Genomic DNA, 12,101 nt, shown 5'->3' on the forward strand with positions numbered 1-12,101 from the left:
CGCTTCACCCCGGTCACCCGTCCCCGTCGGGTGACCGGGAACACCCTTCGCCCATGCCTTCGCGGGCGGTCCGCCTCCCTCCCCGTGGGAGCGCGGACCGTCACGCCACGGCGCCGGACCGCCCCGGGCCCCGGGCTCCGCCGCATCTCCATACATAACAGTAAATCGTGAAAAACATGTATGTCAAACTTCACGTGAATCACGGCGCTGCTTCGTCACTCGTCGCGCTCCTGCGCCAGCAGGCAGAGGCACGCGAGGAGGCGCCGCTCTACACGTTCCTGGAGGAGGACGGCTCCGAAGTCACGATGACGCGGGGGGAGATGGACCGCTGGGCGCGGCGCATTGGCGCGGCGCTGGAGGCAGTGAGCCCGGCGGGGGCGCGGGTGGTGCTGCTGTATCCGCCGGGGCTCCAGTACATCGCGGGGTTCTTCGGCTGTCTGTACGCGCAGCGGGTCGCGGTCCCGGCCTATCCGCCGGATCCGATGCGGCTGGGCCGGACGCTGCCCCGGCTGCGCTCCATCATCGAGGACGCGCGGGCGACGGTGGTGCTCACCACGTCGTTCATCGCGTCGTTCGCGGAGATGTTGTTCGAGCAGGCGCCGGAGTTGAAGGCGTTGCACTGGGTGGCCACGGACGAACTGCCGGAGGAGACGGGGCAGGACTGGCGGCCCGCGGACGTGGGGAGTGATGCGCTGGCGTTCCTCCAGTACACGTCCGGGTCCACGGGCACGCCCAAGGGCGTGATGCTGAGCCACGGCAACCTGCTGCACAACCTGGGGCTCATCTCGCACGCGTTCGAGAGCCGCCAGGACTCCGTGGGCGTCATCTGGCTGCCGCCGTACCACGACATGGGGCTCATCGGCGGCATCCTCCAGCCGCTGTACGCGGGCTTCCCCGTCGCCCTGATGTCGCCGCTGGACTTCCTCCGGCGCCCCATGAAGTGGCTGGAGGCGGTGTCCCGGTTCAATGGCACCATCAGCGGCGGTCCGAACTTCGCGTTCGATCTGTGCGTGCGCAAGAGCACGCCGGAGGAGCGCGCGGCGCTGGACCTGAGCAACTGGGAGGTCGCGTTCTGCGGCGCGGAGCCCATTCGTCCAGAGACGCTCGCGAGGTTCACGGACGCCTTCGCGCCCTCCGGCTTCCGCCCGGAGTCGCTCTACGCCTGCTACGGCCTCGCCGAGGCGACGCTCATCGTCTCTGGTGGCAAGAAGGGCGTGTTTCCCGTCCACCGTCCCTTCGCCTCGGACGCGCTCGCGCGGGGTGAGGCGCGGGAGGATGCCGGCGGTCCGATGCTGGTGGGCTCGGGTGGAAACCTGCCCGACCAGGAGATCCGCATCGTGGACCCCGCGACGTGCGAGCCGTGCGCGCCGGGCCGCGTGGGAGAGATCTGGGTCCACGGTCCGAGCGTGGCCCGGGGCTACTGGGAGCGTCCGGAGGAGACGGCCCGCGCGTTCCACGGCCGCGTGGCGGGCGGCGGCGACACGGTGTACCTGCGCACGGGGGACCTGGGCTTCATGCAGGACGGGGAGCTGTTCGTCTCCGGCCGGCTCAAGGACCTGATCATCCTCCGGGGACGCAACGTCTACCCGCAGGACCTGGAGCAGACGGTGGAGCTGAGCCACCCGGCGCTGCGCCCGGGGTGCACCGCCGCGTTCGCCGTGGACGTGCAGGGAGAGGAGCGGCTCGTCGTCGTCCAGGAAGTGGATCCGCGCCGCATGACGGATCCCGATGAGGTGACCGCGCGGGTCCGTCAGCGGCTGGCGGAGCTGCACGAGGTGCCCCTCCACGCCCTGGTGCTCATCGAGCCCGGGAGCATCCCCAAGACATCCAGCGGGAAGATCCAGCGAAGCGGCACCCGGGCGGCCTTCCTCGCCAACGAGCTGCCCGTCGTGACCGCCTGGCGCGAGGAGGCCGTGACACCGGCCACCCCGGCGCCGTCCGCCCCTTCCCTGCTGGCACCGGACGCGTCGCTCGCCGACACCACGGCGTGGCTGCGCGGGACGATGGCCCGGAGCCTGCGCCTTTCCCCCGATGCGCTCGACGGGGAGCTGCCCATCACCCGCTTCGGCTTCGACTCGCTCGGCGCCATCGAGCTGGGCCACGCGCTGGAGACCGGCGCGGGCGTCGCCGTGCGCATGGAGGAGCTGCTCCGTGGGCCCACGCTCGACGAGCTGGCGGTGCTCATCCACGAACGCCGCCGGTCCGCGAGCGCCAGGCCCGCGCCCATCGCGCGCCGGGGCGACGACGCGCCGCCGCGCCTGTCCCCCGGCCAGGAGCGGTTGTGGTTCCTGGAGCAGTTGGAGCCCGGGAGCGCGCTGTACAACATCACCGCGGCCGTGCGGTTCCAGGGACCTCTGGAGCCCGCCGCCCTGGAGCGCGCCTTCCAGGACGTCGTGCGCCGCCACGAAACCCTGCGGACCACCTTCCACGCCGCGGAGGGCGCGGCCGTCGTGCGCATCGCGCCGGAGGCGTCCTTCACGCTCGGCACCGGTGACCTGCGCGCGTTGTCCGCGCCCGCGCGCGAGCAGGAGCTCCAGCGCCGCGCCGACGCGGAGGCGCTCCGGGGCTTCGACCTGGGCACGGGGCCGCTGCTGCGCGCGGTCCTGCTCAGGACCGAGGAGCACGAGCACGTGCTGGTGCTCACGATGCACCACATCATCGCGGACGGCGTGTCCATGGAGGTGCTCGTCCGGGAGCTGGCGGTGCTCTATCCGGCGCACGCCGGAGGCCGCCCGGCCGCGCTGCCGGAGCTGACGCTGCGCTACTCCGACCACGGCGCGTGGCAGCGGGAGATGCTCCAGGGCACCAATCTGGAGGAGCTGCTCGGCTTCTGGCGGCGCGAGCTGGAGGGCGCTCCCGAGGTCCTGGACCTGGCCGTGGCACAGCCCCGGCCGTCCGCGTCCACGCACCAGGCCGCCAGCGTGGAGGTGGGCCTCCCCGCCGCGCTTCTGGAGCGGATGAAGGGGCTCGCGCGTGAACAGGGCGTGTCGCCCTTCGTCGTCCTGCTGTCGGCCTACCAGCTGCTGCTGGCCCGCTACTCGGGTCAGGACGACATCCTCGTGGGCACGCCCGTCCATGGCCGCGAGAGGCCGGAGGCGCGGGAGCTCATCGGCTTCTTCGTCAACACGCTGGTGCTGCGCACGCGGCTGACGGGCGTGACGACCTTCCGCGAACTGCTCGCGCGCGTGCACGACGTGACGCTGCGGGCCTACGCCCACCAGGACCTGCCGTTCGAGAAGCTGGTGGAGGCGCTGCGGCCGGCGCGGCACCCGGGAGCTTCGCCGCTGTTCCAGAACGTGCTGGCCATCGTTCCGGATCCGCTCGCCACGCAGCCGCTGCCGGGCCTCACCCTCCAGCAACTGGAGCTCCCCAGCCACTTCCTCCAGGGCGACCTGCGCCTGGCGCTGTCCGAAAGCGCCGCGGGACTCCGGGGCCGGCTGGAGTACAGCACGGACCTGTTCGACGCGGCGGCGGCGCGCCAGTTGGTGGCGCACCTGAGCGGCCTGCTCACGGCGGCGGTGTCCCAGCCGGATGCCCCGCTGGAAAGCCTGGACATGCTGGAGGCCGGTGAACGGCACCGGCTCCTCGTGGACTGGGCGGAGACCCGCGCCGGTGAGCCGGACGAGAGCTGCGCGCATCGTCTCTTCGAGGCCCAGGCCGCGCGCACTCCGGACGCCACCGCGCTGCGTCTTGGCGACGCGGCGCTCACCTACCGGGAGCTCAACGCGAGGGCCAACCGGCTCGCGCGCGTGCTGCGGCAGCGCGGCGTGGGCCCGGAGACGCTCGTCGGGCTGTGCTTCGAGCGTTCGTTCGACATGGTCGTGGGCCTGCTCGCCATCCTGAAGGCGGGCGGTGCGTACGTGCCGCTCGATCCGGCCCAGCACCCGGAGCGGCTCGGCTTCATCCTGGAGGACACGCGCGCACCGATCGTGCTCACGCGTCACGCCCTGCTCCCGAAGCTGGGCGGACGGGATGCCCGCGCCCTGTGCATCGAGGACGTGGAGGACGCGTGCGCCCGGGAGTCCGGCGAGGACCTGGAGGGCGGCGCCACCAGCGGCTCGCTGGTGTACGTCATCTACACGTCCGGTTCGACGGGCCGTCCCAAGGGGACGCTCCTGCAGCACCGCGGCCTGTGCAACACGGCTCGCGAGACGGCCGCGATGATGCGGCTGGGCGCGGGCAGCCGCCTGTTGCAGTTCTTCGCGCTGAGCTTCGACGCGGCTGTTTCGGACATCTTCCCGCCCCTGCTGTCAGGCGCGACGCTGGTGCTGGCGCCCCGGGACGCGGTGATGCCGGGCGCCCCGCTCGAGCAGACCCTGCGGGAGCAGGAGATCACCGTCGTCACGCTGACGCCGTCCGTGCTGGCGCAGTTGGATCCGTCGCAGGCGACCGGGCTCCAGACGCTGCTCACGGCGGGCGAGGCGTGCACGCCGGAGCTCGCGCTGCGCTGGGCGGACCGGCTTCGCTTCGTCAACGCCTACGGCCCCACGGAGGTCACCGTCTGCGCGACGTTCAACCCGAACGTGGATCCGGAGCGGCCTACGCTCGGCCAGCCGCTGGCCCACGTGCAGGTGTACGTGCTGGACGCGGGGCTGCGGCCCGTGCCGGTGGGCGTCCCCGGTGAGCTGTGCGTCGCGGGCGTGGGGCTCGCGCGCGGCTACCTGGGCCGGCCCGACCTGACCGCCGCGCGTTTCGTGCCCAACCCCTACGCCCGCGTTCCCGGCGCCCGGCTGTACCGCACGGGCGACCGCGTGCGCCGGCTGCCCGACGGAGGCCTGGAGTACCTGGGCCGCGTCGATGATCAGGTGAAGCTGCGCGGCTACCGCATCGAGCCGGGAGAGATTGAAGCGGCGCTGCGTGCCCGGCCGGGCGTGCGCGACGCGGCGGTCATCCTGCGCGAGGACAGCCCGGGAGATCCGCGACTGGTGGCCTACGTGGTGGCCACGCCCGACGTGGCGCGCGGCCTGCGCGAGGCGCTGGAGTCCCAGCTGCCGGACTACATGGTCCCGTCGGCCTTCGTGCCCTTGGAAGTGCTCCCGCTGACGCCGCACGGGAAGCTGGACCGCAAGGCCCTGCCGCCGCCGGGAGCACCGGACACGGCGCGGGACGGGAGCTTCGCCGCGCCCACGACGGACACGGAGCGCCGGGTGGCCGCGCTCTGGGCCGAGGTGCTGAAGACCGACCGCGTCGGCCTCCACGACGACTTCTTCGACCTGGGGGGCCACTCCCTCATGGCCACGCAGGTGATCGCGCGCATCCGCACGGCCTTCGGAGTGGAGCTGCCCCTCAGCGCCTTCATGAACGACGTGACGACGGTGGCCGCGATGGCCCGTCACATCGACGCGAACACCCAGCCCCGCCGGGCCGTGCCCCCGCTGACCGCGCTGCCGCGCACCGGTCCCCTGCCCCTGTCGCTGGCGCAGGAGCGGCTGTGGCTGGCCGACCAGCTCTCCCCGGGCTCGCCGCTCTACAACGTGCCCGCGGCGGTGCGGATGCACGGCACGCTGAACCCGCTGGCGCTGGCGCAGGGTCTGGCCGAGCTCATCCGCCGTCACGAGGCGCTGCGCACCGTCTTCCGCCAGGACGAAGCGCGCGCGGTGCAGGTCATCTCGCCCGCATCCCCTCCGGCGCTTCCGCTGGTGGACCTGTCGGGTCGCCCGCGCGACGAGGCCGAGGCCGGCGCACGCCGGCTGGCGCGCGAGGAGGCGGTGCGCCCGTTCGACCTGGAGAAGGGCCCGCTGTTGCGCGCGGTGCTCTTGCGCCTGGCCGAGCAGGAGCACGTGCTCTGCCTGACGCTGCACCACATCGTCTCCGACGGCTGGTCGGGCGGCGTGTTCCTGCGCGAGCTGGCGGCGCTCTACGGCGCCTTCAGCCAGGGACAGCCCTCGCCGCTGACGGAGCTGCCGTTCCAGTACGCGGACTATGCCGCGTGGCACCGCGGCTGGCTGGAGTCCGGCACGCTGGCGGAGAACCTGGGCTGGTGGCGCAAGCAGTTGGAGGAGCTCCCCACGTTGCAGCTGCGCGCGGACGTCCCGCGCCCGCCCGGCGAGCGCTTCCAGGGCGACGGCCGACGCTTCACCCTCCCCGCGAAGCTGACCGGGGAGCTGGAGGCGCTCGCGCGCGCCGAGGGCGCCACGCTATTCATGGTGCTGCTCGCCCTGTTCGACGTCCTGTTGCAGCGGCACACGGGCCAGGACGACATCGTCGTCGGAACCGACATCGCGGGCCGCGAGCACGAGGCGCTCGAAGGCATCATCGGCTTCTTCACCAACCAGCTCGTCCTGCGCACGCGGTTGTCCGGGCAGCCCACCTTCCGGGAGCTGCTCGCGCGCGTGCGGCAGGTGGCGCTGGACGCCTACGAGCACCAGGAGACCCCGTTCGGGCGGCTGGTGCAGGAGCTGCGTGATCAGCGCGCCACCACGGGCCAGCCGCTCTTCCAGGCCAAGCTCGTGCTGGAGAACGCCCCCATGCCCGCGATGCGGCTGCCGGGCCTCTCCCTGGAGCTCATGGAGGGTGAGAGCAACGGCCTGGCGCGCTGGGACCTGCTCTTCATCCTCACCCCCGAGGAAGGCGCGCTGAAGGTCGTCGCCGAGTACAACACCGACGTCCTCGACGGCGAGGCGATGGAGCGGATGTGGGAGCACTTCCTGCGTCTGGCCCACTCCGCCGTGGCGAACCCCGGACAGCGCATCCACGCGCTGTCCATGCTGCCTCCCGGGGAGCTCCAGCAGTTGGCGGCCTGGAGCGGCCCGGTGCGCGGTGTTCCTCCCGCGCTGTCCATTCCCGCGTGCTTCGAACAGCGCGTGGCGCAAGCCCCCGGCGCGGTGGCGCTCGTGTTCGAGGGACAGACGCTGGACTACGCCGGGCTCGACCGCCGCGCGAACCAACTGGCTCACCACCTGCGCGCGCAGGGCGTGGGGCCCGGGGCCCGGGTCGCGCTCGCGCTGGAACGCTCGCTGGACCTGGTGGTGGCGCTGGTGGCCATCCTCAAGGCCGGTGCGTCCTACGTGCCGCTGGACGTGAACGACCCGCCGGAGCGCCTGGGCTTCCTGCTGGAGGAGACGCGGCCCGCGACCATCGTGACGACGTCGGAGATCGCGGACGGCCTGACTGCACAGTGGATCCCCTTCGTGTGCGTGGACACGGACGCAGCGGCGATCGCCCGCGCGCCGGTGCACGCCCCCGCGCACGGCGTGGGCGCGGAGTCCGAGGCCTACGTCCTCTTCACCTCCGGTTCGACGGGCCGTCCCAAGGGCGTCGCGGTTCCGCACCGAGGCGTGCTCCGGCTGGTGAGAGAGCCCGGCTGGGTGCGCCTGTCGCCGGAGGAGACGCTGCTCCAGCTGGCGCCGCTCGCCTTCGACGCGTCCACCTTCGAGGTGTGGGGCGCGCTGCTCAACGGCGCCCGGTTGATCATCGCGCCGCCCCAGGCGCTGTCGCTGGATGCGCTCTCCGGGCTCATCGCGCGCGAGCGCGTCACCACGTTGTGGCTCACCGCGGGCCTCTTCCATCAGGTCGTCGATTCCCACCTGGAGGCGCTCGCGCCGGTGCGCCAGCTGCTCGCGGGCGGTGACGTGCTGTCGCCCCCGCACGTCGCGCGGGTGCTGGAGGCGCACCCGGGCTGCCAGGTCATCAACGGCTATGGCCCCACGGAGAACACGACCTTCACCTGCTGCTTCCCGATCAAATCCCGCGAGGACCTCCGCGCGGGCGTGCCGCTGGGCCGTTCCATCCAGGGCACGCGCGTCTACGTGCTCGACGCCGCCATGGAGCAGGTGCCCATGGGCGCGCCCGGCGAGCTATACGCCGCGGGCGACGGTCTGGCGCACGGCTACCTGAACCAGCCGGAGCTGACGGCGGAGAGGTTCGTCCCGGATCCGTTCAGCACCCTGCCCGGCGCGCGGCTGTATCGCACGGGCGACCGGTGCCGCGTGCGCAGGGACGGCACGCTCGAGTTCCTCGGCCGCGTGGACCAGCAGGTGAAGGTCCGCGGCTTCCGCATCGAACCGGGTGAAATCGAGACCGCCGTGCGGCGGCACCCGGCGGTGCAGGACACCGTGGTGATGGTGCGGGAGATCGCCGGGGAGAAGTCCCTGGTGGCCTACGTCGTGTCCACCGAGGGACGGACGCTGACCATCGACGCGGTGCGCGCGTTCCTCGCGGACAAGCTGCCCGCGCACATGCTGCCCGCGGCGCTGGTGACGCTCGCGGAGTTGCCGCTCACGGCCAATGGCAAGGTGGACCGGCGCGCGCTGCCGGCGCCGGACGGCGAGCGCCCCGAGCTGGGCACGAGCTACCAGGCCCCCCGGACTCCCACCGAGGAGATCCTCTGCGCCGTGGGCGCGGAGCTGCTCGGCGTGGCGCGGGTGGGCATCGACGACAGCTTCTTCGACCTGGGAGGCGACTCCATCCGCGCCATCCAGTACGTGGCGCGCTCCCGCGAGCGGGGGCTGGAGCTGTCGGTGGCGATGCTGCTGGAGAAGCAGACCGTCCGCGCAATGGCGGAAGCACTCCAGGGACAGGTGCGCGCCGCGGCGGACGCGGCCGCCCAGGCGCCGTTCGCGCTGCTCTCCGCCGGAGACCGTTCGCGGCTGCCTCCGGACCTGGAGGATGCCTATCCGCTGGCGACGCTCCAGGCGGGCATGCTCTTCCAGAGCGAGTTCAGCCAGGAGACCGCGCTCTACCACGACGCATTCAGCTTCCACCTGGAGGTGGACCTGGAGCCCGTGACGCTGCGGCGCGTGCTGCGAGAGCTGGCCATGCGCCACGCGGTGCTGCGGACCTCGTTCGACCTGGCCCACTACGACGTGCCCTTGCAGTTCGTGCACCGCGAGGTAGAGGTGCCCCTACACGTGGAGGACCTGAGCGCCATGTCCCGCGCCGATCAGGACCGCCACCTGGTGGCGTGGCTGGAGCGCGAACGCTCCCGCCCCTTCGCCTGGGAGCACGCGCCGCTCATCCGCTTCGGCTTCCACCGGCGGACCGGACGGACGGTGCAGCTCTCCGTCATCTTCCACCACGCCATCCTGGATGGCTGGAGCTTCGCCTCGCTGCTGGCGGAGTTCCTCCCCCGCGCCCTGGCCGTGCGACAGGGTGCAGAGTCGCCCGTCCCACCGCTGGCGGCGGCGTACCGCGAGTTCGTGGCGCTCGAGCGCCAGACGCTCGACTCCGAAGCGGCCCAGCGGTACTGGCGCGAGCAACTGGCGGAGGTGGCCCGCGCGAGGGCGAACGCCGCGCCCCGGTCCCCGGCGCAGGGGCCCGGGCCGCTGCTGTTCCGCGAGTTCCCCCTGTCGGCCTCCACCACCCAGGGCCTGCGCGCGCTAGCGCACCAGGCGGTGGTGCCCCTCAAGAGCGTGCTGCTCGCCGCGCACCTGCGCGTGCGCGGCGTGCTCGACGGGTCCTCGCACGTGGTGTCGGGCTTCGTGGTGAACGGACGTCCGGAGGTGACGGATGGCGAGCGTGTCCTGGGCCTGTTCCTCAACAGCGTGCCCTTCGCGCTGAAGCTGGGAGGCGGCAGCTGGGTGGAGCTGGTCCGCGACGTATTCGCTCGCGAGCAGGCGCTCCTCCCCCACCGGCGCTACCCGATGGCGCGGCTACAGCAACAACTGGGCGGCCGTCCCCTGTTCGACGCGCTCTTCAACTTCGTCCACTTCCACGTCTCCGCGGGCCTGACGGGCATCCCGGGCGTGCGACTGGTGGAGCCGTACTGGGAGACGTCGTGGCTGGACCTGCCGCTCGACACGACGTTCAGCGTGGATCCGGAATCACAGGACGTGAAGCTCACGCTGCGCAGCCACGGACGCGACTGGGACGAGGCGAAGCTGGACCGCATCGCCGGCATCTACCTGCGCACGCTGGAGCGGATGGCCCTGCATCCCCGCGAGCGCTACGAGCACAGCCAGCTCCTGGACGCGAGCGAGTACGGACACCTGCTGCGCACCTGGAATGACACGGCTACGGCCTCCATGCCGGCGCCCCACGTCGCGGCGCTGTTCGAGTCCCAGGCGCGGCGCACGCCCGACGCCGTGGCCGTCGAGTCCGGCACCGAGCAGCTGACATATGGCCAGCTGAACGCGCGGGCGAACCAGTTGGCGCGCGTCCTGCGCCGCGGCGGCGTGGGGCCGGAGGTCCGCGTGGCGCTCGCGTTGCGGCGGAGCCCGGACCTTGTGGTGGCCGTACTCGGCGTGCTCAAGGCCGGAGGCGCATACGTGCCCCTCGACCCGAGCTACCCGCACGAGCGGCTCGCCTACGTGCTCGAAGACAGCGGCGCACGGGTGCTGGTCGCCCACTCCGAGCTGCGCGGCGCGCTGCCCCGCATCAACGGGAACACGCTGTGCCTGGACGAGACCGACCTGTCCTCCGAGGACGGCACGGACCTGGGTGTGGCGGTGGCCCCGGAGCAGCTGGCGTACGTCCTCTACACGTCGGGGAGCACCGGCCGGCCCAAGGGCGTCATGGTGACGCACGGGGGCGCGGTGAACTACCTCGCTTGGAGCCGTGACGCCTATGACGCGGCGGCGGGCGCGGGTGCACCTGTGCACTCGCCGCTGGGCTTCGACCTGACCATCACCAGCCTCCTGACGCCGCTGATGGCCGGTGGACGCGTCGTCCTGGTGCCGGAGGGCCGCGCGGGCGAGGGCCTGGCGCAGGTGCTGCGCTCGGGCATGGACCACTCCATCGTCAAGCTGACGCCCACGCAGCTGTCCCTCCTGGAGGCGCAGCTGTCGGACGTGGACGTCGCGGGACGGGTGCGCTGCTTCGTCGTGGGCGGCGAGGCCCTGACGTCCGCGACGCTCGCGTCCTGGCGGAAGCGCGCACCGGCCACGCGCATCATCAACGAGTACGGCCCGACCGAGACGGTGGTGGGCTGCTGCACCTTCGAGGTGGGGCCGGACGCTCGCTTCGACTCCGCGGTCCCCATTGGCCACCCCATCGCGAACACGCGGCTGTACGTGCTGGACGCGCACGGGGCTCCCACCGCGGTCGGGGTCTCGGGCGAGCTGTACATCGGCGGTGCGGGCGTCGCGCGCGGCTATAGCCAGCGTCCGGCCCTGACGGCCGAGCGCTTCGTGCCGGATCCGTTCGCCTCCACGCCGGGACAGCGCCTCTACCGCACGGGCGACATCGTGCGCTGGCGCGCCGACGGGCAGCTCGAGTACCAGGGCCGCGTCGACGACCAGGTGAAGGTGCGCGGCTTCCGCATCGAGCTGGGAGAGATCGAAGCGGTGCTGGCGGAGCACGCGGCGGTGCGTGAAGCGGCCGTGGTCGTCCGCGACGCGGGCGGTGACCGCAAGCTGGTGGCGTACGTCGTGCCCCACGACTCGATGCCGGACCCGCTGGAACTGAGGCGCTGGTTGCTCACGCGGCTGCCGGACCCGATGGTGCCCTCCGCGTTCCTGTCGCTGGCGGCGCTGCCCCTCACCGTGAACGGCAAGGTGGACCGCCGGGCGCTACCCACCGTGGACGCGGATGAGGCCACGCCGGGCACGACCTACGTCCCGCCCGCGACGCCAGTGGAGGAGCGGCTCGCGGAGATCCTCGCCCGGGTGCTGGGCGTGCCGCGCATGGGCCGGGAGGACGACTTCTTCGCGCTCGGCGGCCACTCCCTGACGGCGACCCGGGCGGCCGTGCGCATCCGCGAGGCCTTCCGCATTCAGTTGCCGGTGGGGACCCTCTTCGAGGCGCCCACCGTGAGCGCGCTCGCCGCCCATGTCGAACGCGCCATCGGCACCAGCACCGGCATCCAGTGGACCGCCATGTCGCGCATCCCCCGCGACGGCGTGCTGCCCCTGTCGTTCGCCCAGCAGCGCCTGTGGTTCATGGATCAGCTGGAGCCGGGGAGCGCGTCATACAACATCCCGGCGGCGGTGCGCATCGACGGCGCCCTGGACGTGGCCGCGCTGGAGCGAGCCTTCGCCTCACTGGTGGAGCGTCACGAATCGCTGCGGACGACGTTCCGCGCCGAGCACGGCCAGCCAGTCCAGGTCATCTCCCCGGACGCCACGGCGCCGCTGCGCCACGTGGACCTGCGCGGGCTGCCTCCGGCGGAGCGCGCCTCCGAGGAAGCCCGCCTGATGGCGGAAGAAGGCCGCACGCCGTTCGAC

General features: G+C 72.5%; 1 protein-coding gene (running past one end of the window). It reads left to right on the forward strand.

Going from position 1 to position 12,101, the window contains the following annotated elements:
• Positions 1-176 precede the first annotated feature (176 nt).
• Positions 177-12,101 carry the 5' portion of a non-ribosomal peptide synthase/polyketide synthase gene (locus JYJ93_RS24225; protein WP_206795071.1) on the forward strand. The gene runs 6,075 nt beyond the window's last position, so the window shows 11,925 of its 18,000 coding nt (coding positions 1-11,925); its start codon is at positions 177-179; the stop codon falls past the right edge of the window.

Origin of the sequence: Corallococcus sp. NCSPR001, from assembly GCF_017309135.1 — a bacterium.
Classification (GTDB): Bacteria; Myxococcota; Myxococcia; order Myxococcales; family Myxococcaceae; genus Corallococcus.